This window comes from Bradyrhizobium sp. ma5 (assembly GCF_042258955.1).
Lineage (GTDB): Bacteria > Pseudomonadota > Alphaproteobacteria > Rhizobiales > Xanthobacteraceae > Bradyrhizobium.
Genome location: NZ_CP170156.1, coordinates 4481588 through 4503844, shown reverse-complemented (window position 1 = coordinate 4503844; position 22257 = coordinate 4481588). Strand labels below are relative to the sequence as shown.

At 64.4% G+C, this 22257-nt stretch carries 24 protein-coding genes and 1 pseudogene; 12 read left to right on the top strand and 13 right to left on the bottom strand.

The window, feature by feature from the left end; translation table 11 throughout:
• Positions 1-14: 14 nt before the first annotated feature.
• From ACE103_RS20785 to uvrA, 3 genes and pseudogenes are all read left to right on the top strand, one after another.
• Positions 15-401, top strand: a pseudogene (locus ACE103_RS20785) (outer membrane protein); the annotation flags it as partial.
• 225 nt (positions 402-626) lie between these two features.
• Positions 627-1286, top strand: coding sequence for an outer membrane protein (locus ACE103_RS20780; protein ID WP_375781149.1), 660 nt, complete (start codon positions 627-629; stop codon positions 1284-1286).
• A gap of 245 nt (positions 1287-1531) precedes the next feature.
• Positions 1532-4519 (top strand): excinuclease ABC subunit UvrA, encoded by a 2988-nt coding sequence (gene uvrA / locus ACE103_RS20775; RefSeq protein WP_375780953.1) that lies wholly within the window; start codon positions 1532-1534, stop codon positions 4517-4519.
• A gap of 103 nt (positions 4520-4622) precedes the next feature.
• Here uvrA and ACE103_RS20770 read toward each other — a convergent pair whose 3' ends face one another.
• The 5 genes from ACE103_RS20770 to ACE103_RS20750 all read right to left on the bottom strand — a co-directional run bounded on the left by ACE103_RS20770 (position 4623) and on the right by ACE103_RS20750 (position 8052).
• Positions 4623-4991 carry a VOC family protein gene (locus ACE103_RS20770; protein WP_375780952.1) on the bottom strand — a complete coding sequence of 123 codons (369 nt, stop codon included), beginning with the start codon at positions 4989-4991 and terminating at the stop codon, positions 4623-4625.
• A 158-nt stretch (positions 4992-5149) separates the two neighbouring features.
• Positions 5150-5482 carry a PRC-barrel domain-containing protein gene (locus ACE103_RS20765; RefSeq protein ID WP_375780951.1) on the bottom strand — a complete coding sequence of 111 codons (333 nt, stop codon included), beginning with the start codon at positions 5480-5482 and terminating at the stop codon, positions 5150-5152.
• A gap of 201 nt (positions 5483-5683) precedes the next feature.
• A complete protein-coding gene (locus ACE103_RS20760) occupies positions 5684-6622 on the bottom strand; it encodes a cytochrome D1 domain-containing protein (RefSeq protein WP_375780950.1) in 939 nt (312 codons plus the stop codon).
• Positions 6623-6624: 2 nt separating this feature from the next.
• Positions 6625-7164, bottom strand: coding sequence for an SRPBCC family protein (locus ACE103_RS20755; protein WP_375780949.1), 540 nt, complete (start codon positions 7162-7164; stop codon positions 6625-6627).
• 156 nt (positions 7165-7320) lie between these two features.
• On the bottom strand, positions 7321-8052 hold the full coding sequence (locus tag ACE103_RS20750) for an AAA family ATPase (protein WP_375780948.1): 732 nt from the start codon (positions 8050-8052) through the stop codon (positions 7321-7323).
• A gap of 177 nt (positions 8053-8229) precedes the next feature.
• On the opposite strand from ACE103_RS20750, the gene ACE103_RS20745 reads away from it, so the two are divergent.
• Both ACE103_RS20745 and ACE103_RS20740 read left to right on the top strand, forming a co-directional pair.
• The gene (locus ACE103_RS20745) at positions 8230-8637 is read left to right on the top strand and encodes a PaaI family thioesterase (RefSeq protein WP_375780947.1); all 408 of its coding nucleotides are present in this window, start codon (positions 8230-8232) and stop codon (positions 8635-8637) included.
• Between the two features lie 3 nt (positions 8638-8640).
• Positions 8641-8964: a hypothetical protein gene (locus ACE103_RS20740; protein WP_375780946.1), complete on the top strand. Its 324-nt coding sequence runs from the start codon at positions 8641-8643 to the stop codon at positions 8962-8964.
• A 253-nt stretch (positions 8965-9217) separates the two neighbouring features.
• Here the strand turns inward: ACE103_RS20740 and ACE103_RS20735 are convergent, their stop codons facing one another.
• The 3 genes from ACE103_RS20735 to ACE103_RS20725 form a co-directional block, all read right to left on the bottom strand.
• Positions 9218-10093, bottom strand: coding sequence for a PCC domain-containing protein (locus tag ACE103_RS20735; protein ID WP_375780945.1), 876 nt, complete (start codon positions 10091-10093; stop codon positions 9218-9220).
• 4 nt (positions 10094-10097) lie between these two features.
• A complete protein-coding gene (locus ACE103_RS20730; RefSeq protein WP_375780944.1) occupies positions 10098-11738 on the bottom strand; it encodes an acyl-CoA synthetase in 1641 nt (546 codons plus the stop codon).
• Between the two features lie 210 nt (positions 11739-11948).
• A complete protein-coding gene (locus ACE103_RS20725; protein WP_223967680.1) occupies positions 11949-12350 on the bottom strand; it encodes an SPW repeat protein in 402 nt (133 codons plus the stop codon).
• 343 nt (positions 12351-12693) lie between these two features.
• Between ACE103_RS20725 and ACE103_RS20720 the strand changes: the two genes are divergently transcribed.
• Entirely contained in the window at positions 12694-12966 is a 273-nt protein-coding gene (locus tag ACE103_RS20720; RefSeq protein ID WP_298363310.1) for a GNAT family N-acetyltransferase, read from the top strand.
• Between the two features lie 14 nt (positions 12967-12980).
• Here the strand turns inward: ACE103_RS20720 and ACE103_RS20715 are convergent, their stop codons facing one another.
• Together ACE103_RS20715 and ACE103_RS20710 are read right to left on the bottom strand one after the other, a co-directional pair.
• Complete coding sequence (locus ACE103_RS20715; RefSeq protein WP_375780943.1) at positions 12981-13772, bottom strand: fumarylacetoacetate hydrolase family protein; 792 nt, start codon at positions 13770-13772, stop codon at positions 12981-12983.
• A 153-nt stretch (positions 13773-13925) separates the two neighbouring features.
• Complete coding sequence (locus tag ACE103_RS20710; RefSeq protein ID WP_038387103.1) at positions 13926-14339, bottom strand: DUF3597 domain-containing protein; 414 nt, start codon at positions 14337-14339, stop codon at positions 13926-13928.
• Between the two features lie 288 nt (positions 14340-14627).
• Between ACE103_RS20710 and ACE103_RS20705 the strand changes: the two genes are divergently transcribed.
• Positions 14628-15539, top strand: coding sequence for a DUF2189 domain-containing protein (locus ACE103_RS20705; RefSeq protein WP_375780942.1), 912 nt, complete (start codon positions 14628-14630; stop codon positions 15537-15539).
• Positions 15540-15772: 233 nt separating this feature from the next.
• Positions 15773-16588 (top strand): lytic transglycosylase domain-containing protein, encoded by an 816-nt coding sequence (locus ACE103_RS20700; RefSeq protein ID WP_375780941.1) that lies wholly within the window; start codon positions 15773-15775, stop codon positions 16586-16588.
• Between the two features lie 121 nt (positions 16589-16709).
• Here the strand turns inward: ACE103_RS20700 and ACE103_RS20695 are convergent, their stop codons facing one another.
• Positions 16710-16985 (bottom strand): hypothetical protein, encoded by a 276-nt coding sequence (locus ACE103_RS20695; protein WP_374707969.1) that lies wholly within the window; start codon positions 16983-16985, stop codon positions 16710-16712.
• A 755-nt stretch (positions 16986-17740) separates the two neighbouring features.
• Between ACE103_RS20695 and ACE103_RS20690 the strand changes: the two genes are divergently transcribed.
• The 4 genes from ACE103_RS20690 to ACE103_RS20675 all read left to right on the top strand — a co-directional run bounded on the left by ACE103_RS20690 (position 17741) and on the right by ACE103_RS20675 (position 21012).
• Positions 17741-17893: a DUF1127 domain-containing protein gene (locus ACE103_RS20690; RefSeq protein WP_016846063.1), complete on the top strand. Its 153-nt coding sequence runs from the start codon at positions 17741-17743 to the stop codon at positions 17891-17893.
• A gap of 216 nt (positions 17894-18109) precedes the next feature.
• Positions 18110-19543, top strand: coding sequence for a methylenetetrahydrofolate--tRNA-(uracil(54)-C(5))-methyltransferase (FADH(2)-oxidizing) TrmFO (gene trmFO, locus ACE103_RS20685; RefSeq protein ID WP_375780940.1), 1434 nt, complete (start codon positions 18110-18112; stop codon positions 19541-19543).
• Positions 19544-19548: 5 nt separating this feature from the next.
• A complete protein-coding gene (locus ACE103_RS20680; RefSeq protein WP_375780939.1) occupies positions 19549-20652 on the top strand; it encodes a serine/threonine protein kinase in 1104 nt (367 codons plus the stop codon).
• A gap of 138 nt (positions 20653-20790) precedes the next feature.
• Positions 20791-21012 (top strand): hypothetical protein, encoded by a 222-nt coding sequence (locus ACE103_RS20675; RefSeq protein ID WP_375780938.1) that lies wholly within the window; start codon positions 20791-20793, stop codon positions 21010-21012.
• Here the strand turns inward: ACE103_RS20675 and ACE103_RS20670 are convergent.
• A complete protein-coding gene (locus tag ACE103_RS20670) occupies positions 21009-21872 on the bottom strand; it encodes a phytoene/squalene synthase family protein (protein WP_375780937.1) in 864 nt (287 codons plus the stop codon). The two genes, ACE103_RS20675 and ACE103_RS20670, sit on opposite strands and share 4 nt — an antisense overlap.
• On the bottom strand, positions 21869-22252 hold the full coding sequence (locus ACE103_RS20665) for an Mth938-like domain-containing protein (protein WP_223967691.1): 384 nt from the start codon (positions 22250-22252) through the stop codon (positions 21869-21871). The genes ACE103_RS20670 and ACE103_RS20665 overlap by 4 nt, the downstream gene beginning before the upstream one ends.
• Positions 22253-22257: the final 5 nt, after the last annotated feature.

Below are 22257 nucleotides of genomic sequence, written 5' to 3'. Positions count from 1 at the left end.
CGCCTGATGTGCTCGACAGCTACACCACCGAGCTGCGCAGCTTCGGCGACATCAAGGGCCGGCTCGGCCACGCCGACGGCGCCACGCTGTGGTTCGTGAACGGCGGCGCCGCGGTCGGCGACATCCTGCACCGCTACAATGCCGGGCTCGCGCCGTCCTCGGTCTCGGCCAGCGACACGCGCTGGAGCTGGACCGTCGGCGCCGGCGTCGAATACATGTTCGCCGCCAACTGGTCGGCCAAGCTCGAGTACAATTACATCGATCTCGGCAAGGTCGCGCCGATCCAGTACACGCCCGCGATCAACGATCGCTTGGAGTGGAGGGACACCTTTCACACCGTCAAGCTCGGCATCAAGTACCACTTCAACGCGCCGAGCCCGGTCGTATCAGCGAAATACTGAGGTACCGGCGGTCGCTTCGCATCGGAGACAAGAGCGCCTTGCGCCGGCATTTTGCTTGCTGGCAAGCGGGCGCATCGCCCGGGCTGTTTTCCGTGCATTGTGGTTTCACGGATACACAACTTCCAAGATTTCTATGTAGAAACACGCGATCGTCACACGACACTGCTGTGACGTTCCCTTCAGTGTTTGAAGGGACAACAAGAAAATGGGACTGGGACTTTGAAAATCAGGAATGTTTTGCTGGCTTCGGCCGGCATGTTTGCCCTCAGCGCAATTGCACCGGCAATGGCCGCCGACATGGCGGCACGCGCGCCTTACGTGAAGGCTCCGCCGCCGGCCGCGATCTACAACTGGACCGGCTTCTACATCGGCGGCTTCGGTGGCTATGCCAGCGAGGACTCCGGCAACCCGAAGATGGAAGGCGGCTTCGGCGGCGGCACCGTCGGCTACAACTGGCAGGCCGGCAACATCGTGTACGGCCTCGAGGCTGACGGCGCCTGGGCTGACGTCAATGCGTCCGCTACCGCTTTCGGCATCACCGCGACGAGCAAGATCGACGCGCTCGGCACCGCGCGCGGCCGCATCGGCTTCGCCGTGGACAAGGTGCTGTTCTACGGCACCGGCGGCTACGCCTGGGCCGACAACAAGCTCACCCTCAGCGCGGGCGGCGTGAGCGTCTCGCAGAGCAACTTCCACTCCGGCTGGACCGTCGGCGCCGGCATCGAGGCGTTCATCGCGCCGCAGTGGTCGATCAAGGGCGAGTACCTGTATCGCAGCCTCGGCGGCGAGACCTACTTCGGCATTCGGTCTGCCGACATCAACCTGCACACCGTGCAGTTCGGCGTGAACTATCACTTCGGCGGCCCGATCGTCGCCAAGTACTGAGCGAAAAACAGACCTCGGGGTCTCGGAAAGGCCGGCCTCGCGCCGGCCTTTTTGCGTCTGGGAACCGCATCCTGCTGACGACTGCTGCCAACAGGCAAACTATCCGTTGATGGAGACGACTCAGCACTGGAAATTGTCGGCCGTTCTTCCTACGTTCCAGTCTTCTCACCCATCGGCGCAAGGTCCCGGCAGCACCGGCGATGCGCGCCCAAAAGGCGCCCGATCATGCGCCCGGAAATGTCGCTATGGATGAAGTGCTCAAGGCGAAGCGCCAACAGAACGCCGGCTACTCATCGCGCGCCATCACGATCCGCGGCGCGCGCGAACACAATCTGAAGAACATCGACGTCGAGATTCCGCGCGACAAGCTCGTGGTGTTCACCGGCCTGTCGGGCTCCGGCAAGTCGTCGCTCGCGTTCGACACCATCTATGCCGAGGGCCAGCGCCGCTACGTCGAGTCGCTGTCGGCCTATGCGCGCCAGTTCCTCGAGATGATGCAGAAGCCCGATGTCGACCAGATCGACGGCCTGTCGCCGGCGATCTCGATCGAACAGAAGACCACGTCGAAGAACCCGCGCTCCACCGTCGGCACCGTCACCGAGATCTACGACTACATGCGCCTGCTGTGGGCGCGCGTCGGCGTGCCCTATTCGCCGGCTACCGGGCTGCCGATCGAGAGCCAGATCGTCTCGCAAATGGTCGACCGCGTGCTGGCGCTGCCGGAAGGCACCCGCCTCTACCTGCTGGCGCCGGTCGTTCGCGGCCGCAAGGGCGAGTACAAGAAGGAGCTCGCCGAGTATCTCAAGAAGGGCTTTCAGCGCGTCAAGATCGACGGCACCTTCCATGAGCTGTCGGAGGCGCCCGCGCTCGACAAGAAATTCCCGCACGACATCGACGTCGTGGTCGACCGCATCGTGGTGCGTCCCGACCTCTCCCAGCGCCTCGCCGAAAGTTTCGAGACCGCGCTGAAGCTCGCCGAGGGCCTCGCCGTGATCGAATACGCCGACGCGCCGGCAGCGGCAGGACAAGACGAGAAGAAAGAGGACAAGAAGAAGACCGCAAAAATCCACGACAAGAGCGGGCCCGAGCGCATCCTGTTCTCGGAAAAATTCGCCTGTCCGGTCTCCGGCTTCACCATCCCCGAGATCGAGCCGCGCCTGTTCTCGTTCAACAATCCCTATGGCGCGTGCCCTGCCTGCGGCGGTCTCGGCGTCGAGCAGCATATCGACGAAGACCTGGTCATTCCCGACAAGGAGCTGACCTTGCGCAAGGGCGCAATCGCGCCGTGGGCGAAATCGTCCTCGCCCTATTACATCCAGACCCTGACTGCGCTCGGCAAGCATTACAAGTTCACGCTCGACACCAAGTGGAAGGACCTGACCAAGAAGGTGCAGGCCGCGCTGCTGCACGGCTCGGGCGACGACGAGATCAAGTTCTCCTATGAGGACGGCGTCCGCTCCTACGACACCAAGAAGCCGTTCGAGGGCGTCGTCACCAACATCAATCGCCGCTACCGCGAGACCGAGAGCGAGTGGGCGCGCGAGGAGCTCGGCAAGTATTTCTCAGACGTGCCCTGCGCCGGCTGCAACGGCTACCGGCTGAAGCCGGAGGCGCTGTGCGTCAAGATCGGGGCTAAGCATATCGGCGAGATCTCCGAGCTTTCGGTCAGGCGCGCCGGCGAATGGTTCGAGACGGTGCCGGAGGCGCTGAATGCGCAGCAGAACGAGATCGCCGCACGCATCTTGAAAGAGATCCGCGAGCGCCTGACCTTCCTGCTCGACGTCGGCCTCAACTACCTGACACTGTCGCGCTCGTCTGGCACGCTGTCCGGCGGCGAGAGCCAGCGCATCCGCCTGGCCTCGCAGATCGGATCGGGACTGACCGGTGTGCTCTACGTGCTGGACGAGCCGTCGATCGGCCTGCACCAGCGCGACAACGCCCGCCTGCTCGACACGCTGAAGCGGCTCCGCGACTTGGGCAATACCGTGGTCGTGGTCGAGCATGACGAGGACGCCATCCGGCTTGCCGACTACGTGCTCGACATCGGGCCCGGTGCCGGCATGCATGGCGGCCACATCGTCGCCGAAGGCACGCCCGACCAGATCATGCGCAACCCGAAATCGCTGACCGGCAAGTATCTCACCGGCGAGCTTTCCGTCCCCGTGCCCGACCGGCGGCCGCCGAACCACCGGCGCACCATCAAGGTCATCAACGCCCGCGGCAACAATCTGAAGAACGTCTCGGCCGAGATCCCGCTCGGTCTGTTCACCTGCGTCACCGGCGTCTCCGGTGGCGGCAAGTCGACCCTGCTGATCGACACGCTCTACAAGTCGATCGCGCGCAAGCTGAACAACGCCAGCGAAGGCGCGGCCCCGCACGACCGCATCGAGGGCCTCGAGCACATCGACAAGATCATCGACATCGACCAGTCGCCGATCGGCCGCACGCCGCGTTCGAACCCCGCGACCTATACCGGCGCCTTCACGCCGATCCGCGAATGGTTCGCCGGCCTCCCCGAGGCGAAGGCGCGCGGCTACGAGCCCGGGCGCTTCTCCTTCAACGTCAAGGGCGGTCGCTGCGAGGCCTGCCAGGGCGACGGCGTCATCAAGATCGAGATGCACTTCCTGCCCGACGTCTACGTCACCTGCGACACCTGCAAGGGCAAGCGCTACAACCGCGAGACGCTGGAGGTGCTGTTCAAGGGCAAGAGCATCGCCGACGTGCTCGACATGACCGTCGAGGAAGCCGCCGACTTCTTCAAGGCAGTGCCGCGCGTGCGCGAGACCTTCCAGACCCTGCACCGCGTCGGCCTCGACTACATCCATGTCGGCCAACAGGCCACCACGCTATCCGGCGGCGAGGCCCAGCGCGTCAAGCTCGCCAAGGAATTGTCAAAGCGGGCCACCGGCCGCACGCTCTACATCCTGGACGAGCCGACCACCGGCCTGCACTTCCACGATGTCGCCAAGCTGCTGGAGGTGCTGCACGAGCTGGTCGCCCAGGGCAACACGGTCGTGGTGATCGAGCACAATCTCGAAGTCATCAAGACCGCCGACTGGGTGATCGACCTCGGTCCCGAAGGCGGCGACGGCGGCGGCGAAATCGTCGCCTGGGGCCCGCCCGAGGACATCGTCAAGGCGCCACGCAGCTACACCGGCAAGTTTCTGGCGCCGGTGCTGAAGAAGGCGAACAGCAAGCCGAGGAAGAGCTCGGCGAGCGAGGCGGCGGAGTAGTTCAACGTCCGTCAGTAAAGCAGATCGACGAAGCGTCATCCGCCGGTCTGTTGCCTCAACACCGGCGGGTTGCGCCTTCGGTTAACACGCCCTACGCACTACCTTAGTTGCCACGGTAGGTGGCGATCTGCCAGACGTTGGCCCAGGTATCCCGGACCATCGCGCGTCGGTCGCCATAAGGCGTATCGGCAGGCGCCTCAATCGATTCAGCACCTGCCGCAATCGCGCGCCGGTAGGTCTCGTCCGCGTTCTCAACATAGACATAGAGAAAGGCCGGCATGGCGTCCCGTACGCCTCCGCCGTCGCTGATCAGGATGATCGAGTCTCCGATCCGAATTTCCGTTGGCGCGCCGGACCGGACGTCGCCCTCCGCATCCAAAACGTCTCTCAGGAATCCGGCCAAACCGGTGAGGTCGCGCGTGACGATTCGCGGTATGACGGAAGGCCAGCCGGCGGGCTTGAACTTGGGCATGCGTCTGTCTTTGCCTAGGCCACGACGATGCGCCGTAGATTAGAGCAGTAGCCCGGATGAGCGAAGCGATATCCGGGAGCCTTCTCGTAGTCGTCGACCTCTGTCCCGCATGTCGCTTCGCTCATGCGGGCTACAACAACCGTCCCCTGGCCTCCGCGCTACACCGCCCAATAATTCGGGTGCGTGTAGCCGTGCGAGCGGTCACCCCAGTCGAATTCATCGCCGTCGAACTCGGATGGGCCGGTTCGCAGATCGTCCAGCGTCACCTCGGCCTCGAAGGCCTGGCGCGCGGGATCGAATTTCAAGGCCGTCCATTTGACCGGATAATGGTGGTGGCTGCTGAGCACGCCGCCGGTCTTGATCACGGCGTAGGCCACCGTTCCGCTCACCTTGTCGAGCATCAGCCGCTCGATCGACCCGAGCTTTGAGCCATCGCGCCCGAACACGCAGACATGCTCGACACGGTCGCTGGGCACCAAGGTATGATGCATGGCATCCTCCCTGTTTTCCCTAGTTCGGCCGAGATTATAGCACCGGCGCATGCCAATGTGCAGAGGTCGTAGGGTGAACTGGCGAAGCGTAATCCGCCGATCCGTTGTCGCAACAGCGGCGGGTTGCGGCGGAGCCTGTCATCGGGCCGCGCTTCGCGCGGCCCCGTTGGGCTACCCCACCCTACGCACCTAGCCTCGTACCTACTCCGTCCGCCTGAGAAACGCCCCGAACGCCCGTGGGCCGTCGCCGACCTTGACCTCACCGACCACCCTCAACTCGGCGGCATCGATCACGCTCAGCGTATTGCTCTCCCAGTTCGCGACCACGATGTGTTTGCCGTCGGCGGTCGCCTCGATGCCCTCGGGGTAGTCGCCCACCGTGATCCGCTTCACCAGCTGCAACGTCGTAAGATCGAACACGCTGACCTTGCCGTCATACTGGTCGGTGACGAAGCCGCGGCTCTGCGCCAGCGCCACCGCATAGGGTCGCAGGCCGACATGGACGCGGCCGATCTCGCGCGCGGTTAAGATGTCGATCACCGAGACGTCGTTGGACCCGACATTGGCGGTGTAGGCGCGCTTGCCCTCGGCATCGATGGTGACGCCGAACGGACGGGTCCCGACCTTCACGACCCCTCGCCGCTCGTGCGCGGAAATGTCTGTGATCGACACGCTGTCATCGTCGCGGTCGGCCGAGAGCAGCAGCCGGCCGTCTGGCGTGACGGCAAGCCCGGACGGCGATGCGCCGACCGCGATGCTGGTGACGACCCGCTGCTCCTTGGCATCGATCACTCGCACCGCGGCGGCGTACCAGTCGGCGACATAGACGGTTGCGCCGTCGGGCGCCACCGCGATGCCGAGCGGCCCGCCGCCGACATCGACGCGGCTGACCACCTTGCGCGCCGACGCGTCGACCACCGTGACCGCCTTGGCATCCGGGCTCGTCACATAGGCGAAGCGACCGTCATGGCTGACGGCAACGCCCGCGGGCTTGCCGCCGATCGCGATGGTCACGACCGGCTTCGAGGTCGCAAGGTCGACGACCGTCAGATCGTCGCTGAGCTGGTTGGTGACGAACGCCTCCTCGGCCCGCGCGCCGCTGAGACTGGCGAGCAGCGCCAGCAGCGCGATCGCGCGCATGCTCAGCTGCCGCTCTCGATCTTCTTCTTCAGCGCCGCCAGCCCGCCCCGGTAGAGCTCACTCACTGCCTTCACCGCAGCCTCGTCGTTCAGGTCCGGCGGTGGATCGTTGTTCGGAAAGCCGCGATAGAACGCGCCGGCCCATTCCAGCTTTGTCTTGCCGCCAGGCGCCGGCGACACCGACAGCGTCGAGGAGTAATTTGTGACCGGCAGCACCTTCACGTCGACAGCCGTGATCCGGTATGAATAGCTCATCATCTCGGGCTCGTATTTGTAGAGCTCCTCGTCGATGGTAATGCCGGGCGCCAGTGTCAGCCGCCGCGTGGCGCCGATCTCGTTGCCCTTCTCGCCCTCGGTCTTGGCGACACCGGCAAGCCAGCTCATGTCCTGGAAATTGCCGATCACCGCCCACACCTTGGCCTGCGGCGCATCGATCTCGATGGATTCGCGCACCTTCTGGCGGGTCGGCCCATGGGCCCAGGCGGCCCCCAATACGGCCAATGCCGCCACCAACACGCCGGCCTTCGCGATCGTCGATCTCATCCCTGGTCTCTCCCGATGTCCGTCGGTCATGCGCCGCCTGGCGCATGCCGCAGTTTATGGTTCGAGGTTCTAGACTAGATCGGGGGCCGGCTTCTTGCACCAGAGCGAAGTCGCGGCCGCCGGCTTCCCCGCGAGGCAAGCCTGCCGGGATCGGCGTCACTCTACGATCGCCGCCGCAACGAACCCCTTCGGATCGTCCCGCAGGTTGACCGGCTCGAGCCCGCTTTTGCTCAGCCGCAGCAGCGTCGCGTCGGGATAGGCCATCAGGACCGGCGCATGCGTGGCCATGATCACCTGGCAGTGGCCGGTGCCGTTCATCCGGTGCAGCAGCTTGAGGAATTCGATCTGCCGTGACGGCGACAGGGCGGATTCCGGCTCGTCGAAGATGAAGATGCCCTGCCGTTGGCAGCGCTCCTCGAAAAAGCGTAGGAAGCCCTCGCCGTGGGAATAAGACAGGAAGTTCGGCGGCGTGTCTCCGACATCCAGCGCGGCCTCGTCGACATAGCGCGCCACCGAGAAAAAACTCTCGGCGCGGAAGAACCAGCCATTGGTGATCTTGGGCAGCCAGCTCGCGCGAAGCGCTGACGCAAGCGAGCCGCCCATCTTCTCCACGGCATTGCTGTGGTCGACCGCGCGATAGCCCTTGCCGCCGCCGGCGTCGTCATAGCCCGCCATGACGGCGATGCCTTCCAGCAGCGTCGACTTACCGGTGCCGTTCTCGCCGACGATGATGGTGATCGCCTTGTCGAAGCTGAGTTCGAATTCGTCGCGTAGCAGCGGCAGCACGAACGGATATGCGTTGCGATTGGGAATGCGCTCCGGATCGAGCCAGACGCGCCTCAGATACGGCGCGGGCATGTTGATCGGGCGGTGTCGTCCTCTGGCCATTCGTCCTGCTTTCGGCACGCCGCGGCGGCGCCAACCACGATCCCAGATCGAGGTGAACCCGTCAAGAACACAACGGGAACGCACGGGCTGGTCTGGCGCGCACGTCGGCGCACAATGCTAGGTTCAACGTCCCGCGCATGCGACGCGGAATCAGCAAGCCTTGTTGGGATTCCCGAAATGACAACCTCGCCTCCGGAAGGGTTCAAGCTCCTGCCCAGCCGCCCAGGATTCATCGACCATAATGGCCCCTACTACTGGCGCGAGACCGGCGACGCCGCGCCTGAATGGGGCTTTCAGAGCGACGACCGGCACAGCAATCCCTACGGCTACATTCATGGCGGGGCGATCCTCGGCTTTCTCGATACCGCCCTCGGCAGTGCCGTGTTCATGGCAACCAACCGCAAATGCGCGACCGTTTCGCTGGACACCCGCTTCGTCGGCGGCGCCGCGCCGGGTCCATGGATCATTGGCCGCACGACCTTGAAGAAGGTGACGCGGACTTTCGCTTTCGTCGATGCGGAAGCCTTCGCCGACGACAAGCTGCTGGTGACGGCCGCCGCCGTCTTCCGCGTCTTTGACGACTGAGCGATGCCAAGTCGCACCTACATGCTCTTCCGCAAGGCGATCCTCACCGAGCAGCAAGCGGTCTGCATCTATGACGGCCGGCCGCGCGAGCTCTGCCCGCATATCATCGGCCACAACAAAAGCGGCGAAGAGGTCGTGCTGGCCTGGCAGTTCGCCGGCGACAGTTCGGGCAAGCTGCCGCAATGGCGCTGCCTGCGGCTTGCCCAGGTCACCGCCATCAGCCTGCGCAAGGGCGCCTGGCACGAGGGCGGCTCGCACCGCACCGAGCAGACCTGCGTCAGAGCGATCGACATCGATATCAACGTTCACGTCCGCAAGCGGCGGTGAGCGAATGCGAAACTGCGTCCTCACCACACCTGTCATCGCCCGGCTCGACCGGGCGATCCAGTACGCCGCGGCCTCTCGGCTCAAGCACCGGCGTCTCTGGAATACTGGATCACCCGCTTTCGCGGGTGATGACATCACGTCTGTGACAACTTGAATCGCACCCCACCTCCATCGTCGTCCCGGCGAAGGATGTGGCGCGGTATCGACTCCAGCGAACGCCGGGACGACGCGTGGAGAGACCAGAGGACGCCCACTACGGCCGCTCCGCCTCCTCCAGCACTTCCAGCACCAACTCCATCGTCATCAGCACGGGATTGTCGCCGCGCACCAGACGTCCCTCGGCGATGCCGCCGAGATAGTCGACCAGCGCGACGTCGAGACTGGCGCGCAGTCGGCGATTGGCGTCGGGCGCGATCTGCCCCGCGGTCACCGCAAGCTCGGTCGCGAACGGCACCACGCTGTGGCCACCGCTGAACACCGCGCCGATGGTCGAGCCGACGCCGCCATGCAGCCGCGCGCGCAGAATGCCGTGCTCACGGCAGAAGCCCTCCAGAGCACAGGCGAAATCCTGGTTCGGCCGCAGCCGCAACGCGAAGGCATGGCTCGTGGTCTTCGCACCCGCCGGCGCGCTTTCGACCGGGCCGAACAGCTTGAAATTGGTCTCGCTGTCGGGCTCGGCCACAAACGTCGCACCATCGATCCCGAACGCGCTGACCTCGAACGGCTCGGCGACGATGGTTTCATCGGGCAGCATGTGTCCGCCGCTGAAGCGGCCGTCGGCCTCGGTCCACAAGCCATGGCAGTGGAAGAACGGTGCGCCGTCGCGTTCGCCGAAGGTCAGCGCCGCGAGCTTGAGCCGCGTCACGCCATCAGGACGGCACGTGTCGCTGTAGAACGCGGCATTGACGCCGTCCTTCGACAGCGCCGGCATCACATAGGCGAACGGCCCCAGCGCGCCACCCGTCGCGCTCAGCACGCCGCCGGAAAATCCTTCCGCCGCAAAGCCGCGGCGCACGGCTTCGAGCAAGGGAATGCCGGCCTCGAGCACGAATGAAAAGGCGTGGCCGCGCGCGGCGACCCATTGAATGCGCTCGGGTATGGGAGCGCCAGGCTGGGCGATGCTGCGCATCGCCTCACGCGCCCGTTGATTTGGCTGTTACCTCGAGCAGCCCGCGCGCTTCGAGTTCGTCGCGGATCAGCCGCTTCGGCACCTTGCCGTAGCCGGACTTCGGCAGCGCCTCCCAGAAGAAGAAGCGTTTCGGCATCTTGTAGCGCGGCACTTTCGGCGCGAGGTACGCCGCAAGCTCCGCCTCCGCGACCGCCTCGGTGCCCTCGCGCGCGACACAGACGGCAATGCCGACCTCGCCCCAGAACGGGTCGGGCACACCGAGCACCGCGACCTCGCCGACCGCGGGATGGGTCAGGAGCTTCTCCTCGATCTCGCGCGGATAGATGTTGGAGCCGCCGGAGATGTACATGTCGGAGGCGCGGCCGGTGATATAGACAAAACCCTCCTCGTCCATGTGGCCGAGATCTCCGGTTCGGAACCAGCCGTCGCGGAACGCCTTCGCGTTAGCTTCGGGATTGTCGTAGTAGCCGGCGAACACGCCGGGCCCGATCACGCAGATCTCGCCGGTCTCGTGCGCCTTCAGCTCGCGTCCGTCATCGCCCTGGATTGAGACCTGCATGCCGGTGCGCTCGAAGCCGCAGGTGCCGATCCGGGCATGTGGGCCGTCCTCGGGATCGTGCAGGCCGGGCGGCAGCACCGTGATGTTGCCGGTGACCTCGCCGAGGCCGAAATACTGCACCAGCACGCCGCCGAGCTTGTGCAGCGCCGCCTTCTGGTCCTCGCGATACATCGGCGCACCGGCATAGATGATGTAGCGTAGCGAGGAATGGTCGTGCTGGTCGGCGGCGGGATGTTCGACCATCATCTTCAGGATGGTCGGCACCGTGAACATGTTGCTGACGCGATATTTGGCGATCAGCCGGAACGCCTCGGCGATGTCGAACTTCTCCGACGGCAGCAGGATGGTCGGCACGCCGCGCGCGGTCTGCACCAGCTGATGCACGCCGGCGCCATGCGACAGCGGCGCCACCACCAGCGAGGCGTCCCGTTCGGTGGTGCCGGGCATCAGGTCGGCGAGATGGTTGGTGATCACGAAGGCCATCTGGCCGTGGGTCAGCACCGCGGCCTTGGAGCGGCCGGTGGTGCCGGAGGTGAAAAAGAACCAGCAGGGATCGTCGTACTCGACCGGCGTGTTCTCGACCGCGGCGCCGGCATGTTTGGCGATCACGTCGCCAACGGTCGCCTCGCCGAAGGTCCCCTCCTCGCCGATCCGCCAAACGAATTCGAGCGAGGGATTGGCGGCCGCCTTGGCGTGCTCCGGGAAATCGGCGTGGCACAGAAACCCCTTGGCGCCGGAGGCCGCCGCCAGATAGGCGACCTCATCCGGCATCAGGCGGAAATTGGTCGGCACCCAGACCGCGCCGAGCCGGAAGGCCGCAAACATCGACCAGAACATCTCGTCGCAGTTCTTGGAATGCACCAGGATGCGGTCGCCCTTGCCGATGCCGCGCGCGGCGAGCGCCGCTGCCAACGCCGAGACGTTCTGGTCGATATGGCGCCACGACCAGGCCTTCTCGTTCCAGATAAAGCCGGGACGGTCGCCATGGCGGCGGGCGTTCTGGGTCAGGATGTAGGCGAGGTTCATCACCCGGCGCGACACCCGCGCGATCCCGCCGCGCGGCGCGGTCTCAGCCGACCCGCTCATTGCCGCCCCGCCGATACGCACAACAGACAGGGCATGGTCAGGACGGTCATCAGGTGTTTCCTCGGTCAGAACCGGGCGTCTTCAAGCGCCGCAAGGGATTGGTGCGCCCCGGTTTATCGCCAAGCAGCGCGCCTCGGCAAGGCCCGCCGGGCGCGGCGCGATGATACCGCGCCGGCGGCCGCCAACCCGACAATACTTGGCCCAAGCCCGCTATTGCGGATGCTTGGCCAGGTCCTGCTCGCTCAGGTTCCAGTCCTGCCAGAGCTGCAAGGCGCCGATCATCGCGACCAGCCCTCCGAGGAGGATGTGCCACAGTTGCAGCGCCTGGTCTTCCGAATAGCCGAAGATATTGGGCGACGCGATCAGCCAGAGGCCGAGCACGATGCTCGCCACCTCCTCCCAGCGATGCAGCGCGACATATTCAAGCTGGGCGAGGCCCAGCACCAGCATGCCGACCACGAAGCTGTTGAGCACCAGGTGGCTGCGCTCGACATCGACGACGTCGCTGACCTGCATCGGAAACCAGGGCGAGACCATGATCAGCACGCCGAGCAGCATGCCGAGCCAGTCCTCCCAGGGGCGGTGTGTGCCGAAGAAACGATTGTCCGACATGACGAACCTCCTTGCGACAAGGGGCATACGTCAGCGGCCGGCCTCACCACTCGGTACCAGACGACCATTGGGCCGCATCCGGGGGCGTATGTCTGGGAACAAGCCTAATCGAATTGCATCGGCCCGCAAGCCCGATCCGCGTATGTGCGATGCGGCAGGATCGCCGGCGGCGGCTCGCGAAGGATTTGGCAGCGTCAGCGCGGCGCCGAGCAATCCGGCGGTCAGGCAGGCCAAAATGCGCATATCGTCAATCCACAAATGCCAATTTGCGGGTTCGTCGCGGCTTTGCACCGGCGGGTTCACGCGCTTAGATCAAGGCCTGTGAATCAACCGGGATTTTGCGATGGCTGCCGTCCGCGACAACAAGGCCGAGAGGCGCTTCGAACTCGACACCGAGGGCGGCACAGCCTTTGCGAATTACCGGCAGACGCCCTCGGCCGTCATCATCACCCATACCGAGACACCGCGCGCCCTGCGCGGCCGCGGCATCGCATCGGAGCTGGTCAAGGGCGCGCTGGAGCTGATCCGCGCCGACGGCCACAAGGTGATCGCCGGCTGCGGCTTCGTGGTGGACTACCTCGACAAGCATCCGGAATTTGCGGACCTTGCCGGATAGCGTCCTGCCCGGCGTCAAACGATCTTGATTGACATGTCAGGCAAGCCTTCGAGCTTGCAGGGCAGCACATCGCCCTTGACGACCGGGCCGACATTCTCAGGCGTTCCGGAATAGATGATGTCGCCGGCCTTCAGCTCGAATGCCTCGGAGAGCTTTGCGATCTGCTCGGCGACGCTCCAGATCATGTTCTTCAGATCCGAGCTCTGCCGCACCGTGCCGTTGACCGCGAGCGAGATCGCGCCTTGCGTGAAATGGCCGGTCTTGCTTGCCGGATGGATCGGCCCGAGCACCGCGGCGTGGTCAAAGCTCTTGCCGATCTCCCACGGCTTCTTCTCCGCCGCCATGCCGTTCTGCAAATCACGCCGCGTCATGTCGAGGCCGAGCGCGTAGCCATAGACGTGATCGAGCGCCTTGTCGGCGGGAATGTTGGCACCGCCGGACTTCAACGCGGCGACCAGCTCGACCTCATGGTGATAGTTCTTGGTCAACGACGGATAGGGATGATCGGCGACCGTGCCGATCGCCACATTCTGGATCGCATCGGTCGGCTTCTGGAAGAAGAACGGCGGCTCGCGCGTCGGATCGGAGCCCCGCTCGATCGCATGCGCGGCGTAGTTGCGGCCGATGCAGTAGATGCGGCGGACCTGGAACACCTCGGTGGCGCCGACGATCGGGATCGTCACGGCCGGGACCGGAAACATCGCCTTCGGCGCAGCTTCGGCGTGGGCCGGCACGGATTGCGCGGCGGCGCCGGCCAGCGCGAGGGCGCCGGTCGCAAGCATCGTCCGGCGATCGAGATCAGTCATGGAAGTTTTCATGGGAGTTTTCTTGGGAGTTTTCATGGGCGTTCTCCTTCTTGTCCGCCGATCTATAGATGCTCGCCGGCCCATAAAAAAGGGCCCGCGCTGGCGCGGGCCCTGGCGGTGTGAAGGATGATGGTCCCGTCAGTGCTTGATATCTCAATGCTTGATATCCGGGGGCAGCTTGCCGCCATTGGCGGCGAGCTTCGTCATCACCTGCTTGTGCAGCCAGATGTTCATGCTGGCGGAATCGTTGGTGTCGCCGGTGTAACCGAGCTCCTTGGCGAGCTCCTTGCGGGCGGACAGGCTGGAGTCGATGTCGAGCGCCTTCATCAGGTCGACGATCGAGGTCCGCCACTCGAGCTTCTCACCCTTCGCGGCAACCGCCTTGTCGAGGATGGGGGCGACATCAACGGACTGCGCGGGCGCTGCGCCGGCGGGCACCGCGGCAGGAGACGACGATGCGCTACCGGATCCACCGGCGGGAGCTGCGCTTGTGGCCGTTCCGCCGGCGGGCGCGGCGCTGGCGCTGCTGCCGAAGATCGCGCCCATGATTTTTCCGAAAATGCTCATCGTTCGCTCCCAAGAGAGTTGAGATGTGAAGGCCACACGGCAATCCGCCGGCTGACCGAGGTCGCAGTTTAAGTCTATCGCCCCCTCAATACCTTGCCAATGCGACATTCACCTAAGCGTGAGTGCTTTTGCCGCGGTTTGGGAGTACCCTCCCTGCACAGTTCGCGACACGGCCAGTTCCCTGCTTTGTCTTTCGCGTCTGGCTTGCTCGTGATCGCTTCGAGAGACGGTACGTTTGTGCCCGCGCGCCGGGCGCAGAATGCGCCCGCCGAGAGGGAGACAACGACCATGGCCACTCCATACCAAGGCAATGTCACATCGATGACGCAGAGCGGACAAGGCGCCGCATCTGCGCCGGTTATTCGCACCATCGGCCTGTCCGATTTGCATCAAGCGCTGCGTCTCGGCTGGGAAGACTTCAAGGCAGTACCAAGCCACGCCATCATCCTCTGTCTGATCTATCCGGTGCTCGGCATCGTGCTTGCGCGCACCGTGCACGGCTATTCCGTGCTGCCCCTGCTGTTTCCGCTGGCCGCGGGCTTTGCCCTGCTCGGCCCGTTCGCCGCAATCGGCCTCTACGAGATGAGCCGCCGCCGCGAGGATGGCGGTGAGGCATCCGCGTGGGATGCCATTCAGGTCTTCCGCTCGCCGTCATTCGGCGCGATGCTCGGGGTCGGAACGTTGCTGTTCGCACTGTTCGTGACCTGGATCGCCACTGCGCAGGCGATCTACACCGCTGTGTTCGGCTATGCGGTTGCGGCCGACATTCCCGATTTTGCCACGCGCGTGCTGACCACCACGCAAGGCTGGTGGCTGATCGTGGTCGGCTGCAGTGTCGGCTTCCTGTTCGCGCTCGTCGCGCTTTGCATCAGCGTGGTCGCCTTCCCCATGATGCTCGACCGCCAGGCAAGCGCCGGCGAAGCCATGGTGACGTCGATGCGCGCCGTCGCACAGAACCCGGTGCCGATGGCGGTCTGGGGCCTGATCGTCGCGGTGTTGCTGTTGCTCGGCACGATCCCGTTCTTCCTCGGCCTTGCCGTCGTGATCCCCCTGCTCGGTCACGCCACCTGGCATCTGTATCGCGAGGTCATCGTCAAGGATCCGAACGCTCGGCCAGTGATCCCCGAGCCGCGCGAACGCAAGCCCGCCGCCGACTTCCCGGCCAACCTGTTCCCGTGGCGGCGCAGCGATCGCGGCTAAGCGCCCGTTAACCCGAACGCGTAAACGCCAAAGCAACCGCCGGCCGATTATATTCGGCCGGCGGTTTGTCGTTCCGGATCGTCAAATGGGTGTGAAATTGGCGTGGCATTTGCAGCACTGCCTGAGATAAACGGCTCGATCACGAGCCATGTTTTGGCCGCTGTTGCCGCGAACATACCCGCCGGGTTTCGCGACCAATCGATGACATCGCAGACTCCGGAGTGAAATTGCCTATGACCTCTCGTTTTTCCATTCGCGCGCTCGCCATCGGGGCGTGGCTCTTGACCTCGACCGCGTCTGCGCTCTCCGCCCAATGCGGCACGGGCACGTTCGAGTCCTGGCTCGACGACTTCAAGAAGGAGGCCGTGACTAAGGGTATTTCGCAGAACGCAATCCAGGCCGGGCTGAATGGCGTCACACAGGACAAAGCTATCCTGGCGCGCGACCATTCCCAGCAGGTGTTCAGCCAGACCTTCGAGCAGTTCTCGGGTCGCATGGTGCCGCCGCGGCTCAATCGCGGCTCCGACATGATGAAGCGCTACGGCTCGGTGCTGTCGCGGATCGAGGAAGCCTACGGCGTGCCCGGTGAAATCCTGGTCGCGATCTGGGGGCTCGAAACCGATTTCGGCGTCAACACCGGCAAGTTTCAGACCATGCGCTCGCTGGCGACGCTGGCCTATGATTGCCGCCGCTCCGACATGTTCAAGGCCGAACTGATGGATGCGTTGCGCATCGTCGAGCGTGGCGATCTCGCACCGCAGGAGATGCGCGGCGCCTGGGCCGGCGAGATCGGCCAGACCCAATTCATGCCGTCGTCCTACATCAAGTTCGCGGTCGATTTCGACGGCAACGGCAAACGCGACCTCTTGCACAACGTGCCTGACGTGCTGGCCTCGACGGCGAACTTCCTGAAGAGCTACGGCTGGAAGAAGGGCAAAGGCTGGGAGCCCGGCAGCGAGAATTTCGCGGTCATCCAGCAGTGGAATAAGAGCGAGGTGTACGCCAAGACGATCGGCTACTTCGCCACCCAGCTCGCCAAGGCTCCGTAGCGCTCTGCAGTTGCGTAGCGGCAAGAAGCCAGCGCTGCTCTGGTCTGCTCAGCGCCCGCAACGCTGAATCAAAAAGGGCCGATTGCCCCAGGCAATCGGCCCTTATTCCACGATCAAAAGCTTACTTCGCCATGCTCTCTTCGGCGGCCTTGCTGAGGTGCGCGCCGCATGCGCCCCACTTGTTGTTCAGCATTGCATCCTGCGCGAGCGAGACTTCCTTCTCCGCCGCGAATTTGACCTCATTGTCGGCCATAGCTTCAACTGCAGCTTCAGTCTTGCCGAAATTGGCACCGCTGCAGCCGACGCCCATATGATGACGATGAGCGGCCTGGGCGGGAGCAGCGACAGCGTAAGCAACGGCAGCCATGGCGGCCGCGGCGATGAATGTTTTAATCATGGGATGATCCATCTCTTGTTCTTGGACAGATCCCTGCGTGATTGCGGAATCTGCAGCGCGATTATTCGCTGTTCCCGGCACCGTTCAGAATGAACTTCGCGCGATATGAATGTGATCAGCGCTGCACGCGGATCGCGCATGCGTTGCATAGTGTTTCGATTACATGTCGGTAAGGAAGCGGCGCCGCATTAGCTTTGCCGCCGACGTTCACTTCAATCGAATGCACTTCCGATAATCCTCAGCACGTTCCGCACGACACGGCCGGACACGACCGGGATCCGCGCGCGGCGCATGACCGAATTACCTCTCACGTCAATGCGACTGATTGACGCTCCGCCGACCCATGGAGGTGCCCGCACCATAAGATGAATAAATAATCACTTCTATGACATCCTGTCGCATGCGAATCACGCATGGAACACATCGCCGTGATCCGGCCCGCGAGGTCGCCGAAAACTTGATTGGACGGTCTTCAGTTACCATATATGACGCCTAATCGGGCTTGCTGAAATTCTACCAACCAACTGATTTCAAGAATATTTTTGTTATGCACGCCGCATCGGCGGAACTTCCGTTTGTGGGCCTGCTCGGCAAGCGCCAAACGGTTAATCGAAACTTACCGTCGCCATGCGTTTTGGGTCTAGCTGCATCGCACCATTGGAACTACCGCGGCGCACCATATCATCTATATTCACTTCAATGATGAGGCTTTAGAAAAGCTGAATCTGAATTGCTAGAATTACTAGGAGACTACCATGTTGCTCTCGCTCATCCGCATGATCCAGGCTTTCCGGGATTATCAGCGCAATGTCAGCGAACTGTCCCAGCTCAGCGATCGCGAACTGGCCGATATCGGCCTCGACCGCTCGGACATTCCGCGCGTTGCCGCCGGTACCTACAACGGCTAATCGGCCGCAAGCCATCTGATGAACGGATAACGCCCGCTTCCACAGCGGGCGTTCTCGTTTTCAGAGCCCATCCCGTTCCGAACGGGGTCGGAACGGGATCGGCTCTGGTCCTAGGTTTGACGCGTTTTCTTCACGCGAACCGGTACCCACTTCGCTTGAAAACGCTCTGCTGCAGTTTCAGATGCATATGGTCTCGAAACGCGGTAACGCTGCGCGATGACACCGCATCAATCCTCTTCCCAACCCGTGCACATCGTGGGCGCGGGGCTCGCCGGCTCGGAAGCCGCCTGGCAGGTTGCCAATTCCGGCGTCCGTGCCGTCCTGCATGAAATGCGCCCGCACCGGATGACCGAGGCGCATCGGACCGAAGGCTGCGCCGAACTGGTCTGCTCGAATTCCTTCCGCTCCGACGATGCCGCAAACAACGCGGTCGGGCTGCTGCACGCCGAGATGCGGCGGCTGGGCTCGCTGATCATGCGCTCGGCCGATGCCAACCAGGTGCCCGCCGGCGGCGCGCTGGCGGTCGACCGCGACGGCTTCTCCGCTGCCGTCACAAAAGCCCTGAACGAACATCCGCTGATCGAGATCAGCCGCGAGGAGGTTGCGGGCCTGCCGCCGGCCGACTGGAGCAACGTGATCGTCGCTACCGGTCCCCTCACCTCGGCGCCGCTCGCCGACGCCATCAGGCAGCTCACCGACGAGAACGCGCTGGCCTTCTTCGATGCGATAGCACCGATCGTGCACAAGGATTCCATCGACATGTCGGTGGCCTGGTTTCAGTCGCGCTACGACAAGGTGGGTCCGGGTGGCACCGGCGCCGATTACATCAACTGCCCGATGACCAAGGAGCAATATGACGCCTTCGTCGCGGCGCTGCTCGACGGCGAGAAGGTCGACTTCAAGGATTGGGAGACCAACACGCCCTATTTCGACGGCTGCCTGCCGGTCGAAGTGATGGCCGAGCGCGGTCCGGAGACGCTGCGCCACGGGCCGATGAAGCCGGTGGGCTTGACCAATCCGCACAATCCGACGGTCAAGGCCTATGCGATCGTCCAGCTGCGGCAGGACAACAAGCTCGGCACCCTCTACAACATCGTCGGTTTCCAGACCAAGCTTAAGCATGGCGCGCAGCAGCGCGTGTTCCGCACTATCCCGGGCCTCGAGAACGCGGAGTTCGCGCGCCTCGGCGGCCTGCATCGCAACACCTTCCTGAACTCGCCGAAACTGCTCGATAGCCAGCTGCGCCTGCGCGCGCAGCCGCGGCTGCGTTTCGCCGGTCAGATGACGGGCTGCGAGGGTTACGTCGAGTCGGCCAGCGTCGGCCTGGTTGCCGGCCTCTGCGCTGCCGCCGACATGCGCGGCGCCGCGCTGACTCCACCGCCCGCCACCACCGCGCTCGGCGCGCTGCTCGGCCACATCACCGGTGGCCATATCGAAACCATCGACGCCGGGACCCGCTCGTTCCAGCCGATGAACATCAATTTCGGTCTGTTCCCGCCGCTGGCGAGTGCTCCGACCAAGAAGCCGGACGGCTCGCGGCTGCGCGGCAACGAGAAGACGGTTGCGAAGAAGCAAGCGATCAGCGCGCGGGCACTCACCGACCTCGACCACTGGATCGCAGAGCACCTGCGCGTTGCGGCAGCGGCCTGACAGTCATGAGCTTGACGAAAGACGACGACGCCACCCTGTCGGCGCAATGGAGCCAGGGCGTGCTGCTCAAGCGCGACGTATTCTCGACGGTCGAGCGCGGCCGTTTCCGGACCGATGGCGGCGAGGTCGAGGGCGTGCTGCGCCGGCTCGATCAGGTGCCGTTCTGGTCGTTCGCCGTGGCGCTGCATCTGTTCTCGCGCGAACGCCGCGCGCTCACCTTGGCGCGCGATCTCGACGTCGGCCCCAAGCTGTTGTGGGCAGGCAGGCGCGCGCTGGTGCGCGGCTTCATCGACGGCGCGGCGCTGCATCTGGCGAAGCCGCATGGCGACGTCGCCTATTTCCGCTCCGCCAAGGCCGCCTTGCGCAAGCTGCATCGCGCCGGCATCTGCCACAACGACCTCGCCAAGGAGCAGAACTGGCTGGTCGGCCGCGACGGCCGCGCCTACCTCACCGACTTCCAGCTTGCTGCCTGCTTCAAGACCCGAAGCCGGCTGTTCCGCATCGCGGCCTATGAGGATCTACGGCATCTGTTGAAGCACAAGCGCAGCTACGCGCCGGAGGCGTTGACGCCGAAGGAGCGCAAGGTGCTCGCGAAGAAGTCCGCGGTCGCCAGCGTCTGGCTCAAGACCGGCAAGAAGGTCTATCAGGCAATCACCCGCGGCATCTTCAATTTCACCGACCGCGAAGGTGGCGGCCGGCGACTGGTCAACGACGCGCCGGTGTTGGTCGATTTGATCCGCAGGAATCCCGACGTGCGCGACACCGCGATCGTCGCCTTTGCCGATCGGCGCGTCGGCGTCGGACTCTACGCCTTCGTCGAGGCCGACCAGTCCGCACTGGAGAAGACGCTGCGCAGCGAGCTTGCCGGGGCCAAGGGCGTCAAGCCGCCCGAACACATCCAGATCGTGCATGCATTGCCGCGCGATGCGACCGGCAAGCCGCGCACCGAAATCCTGCAGCTCGTCGCCATGAACCAGATCGACCTGATCGAGCCGATGATGCGCAGCGACGCCGATCGCGAGTTCCTCAAGGACATCCTCGAGCAACGCAAGAATCTGCGCGACCGCTTCAATTTTGAAGTTGCCGAGATGGATCGGCCGGCGCGCTGAAGCGCGCGCACTCTCGACAAACGAAGCTCGAAGCGCCAATCTTGTGAGGGCTAGCGCGCTCAAGGGACAAGCTTAATGCCACTCACCCGTGGCCGTATCGGGGGATATGATTCCGAACGCCTGGCGTTCGGATTCACCATGATGCACGGCGATCAGGAAATTGAATGTCAGATCAGCGACGCCGCAATGGACGAATTGGCCGGCACGCGCGGAACACCGAGCCTGGCCCGGCAGGCGCAGTTCATTGCGCTGCGCGACGCCATCGAGATGATCGCATCCGACATCTTTGACAGCGGCCCGGTGGTCAGAGGCGCGACGATCCGGATCTTCACCAAGCACATCTCGAAAGAGGAGCGCTAGCGACCGAACTCCTCGGTGCGCGCGGCTCGCCACAACGTCCAGAGCGTACGCAGTCGTGACACCGGCTTCGGCAGGAACGGGTCGTAGTCGGCCCTCCTCGCCCGGTTCAGCTCGCGCCTGATGTGAGCGAGCGGCAGGAAGATCGGCCTCACCCCGGATGGCACATCCGCAAGCAGCCCGAATGCGGTCTTGAGATGGCCCTGGGCCTCGTCCGCGAGCTGATCGATCGCAGCACGGATGTTCGGCGTTGGCTTGCCGGCAAACACCTCCTCCTTGCTGCTGCCGTGCTGCTGCAGCAGCCGGAGTGGCAGAAACAGCTGCTGTCGCGAGGCGTCGCGGCCCAGCGCCGCGATGACCTGCGCCATGCCCTGGGCGAGGCCTGCATGACGGGCCAGGTGATCGATCGCCTCCGACGGCCGCGCCACCACGCGCGTAGCTTGCGCGAACAGCGCCGACGCCGTGGCGTCGAGATAACCCTCGAGTGCGGCCAGCGACGGCATCGGGTCGTTGTAGAGATCGAACTGATGCTCCTCGACCAGCTGCGACAATGGCGAGACCGGCAGGCGGTGATTGCGGATCGCATACAGCAGCTCTGCCGCGACCGGATTGCCCTCGACGCCGCCGTGTCCGGCGCCTGCCAGCATGTCGGTCCACCATTGCAGCCGCATCTCGCCGGGCAGCGGCTGGCTGACCTGCTCGTGCACGCGCGAGACCTCGATGTTGAAGGCATAGAGTGCGAGCAGCGCCCGGCGCTCCGGACCCGGCAGGAACAAGGTCGACGCGTAGCGCACGAAGTCATGGGTCCGCACCAGATCAGCGCAGAACGCCGCGCCGTCCTTCGGCGCCTCCGCCGCGCTCATGGCACGGCGATCAGCGCCGCCGCGACGCGACGCCGCTCGCCCAGCATGATGTTGTAGGTGCGGATCGCGGGGCCCGTCTGCATCGGGTCGAGCACCACCCGCACCGCGCGCAGGGCCTCGCGTAGGCCCTTTGGCGGCACCCAGACCTCGGTGCCGCTGCCCACGATCAGGGTGTCGATCGCATTGGCGGCAGCGAATACCTTTTGCAGCGCGTATTCGTCGATCTCTTGCGGCCTGGTCACCGCCCAGGCCCACATCGAGTCGGGCAAGCACAGCAGCGAGCCGCGATGCGACATATCGGCAAACGCGAAGCCGCCCTTGCCGTAGGCCTCGATCGGCGCCGACCTCGGAAGATGGGGAGCGTCCGAGGGATTGCTCATGACCG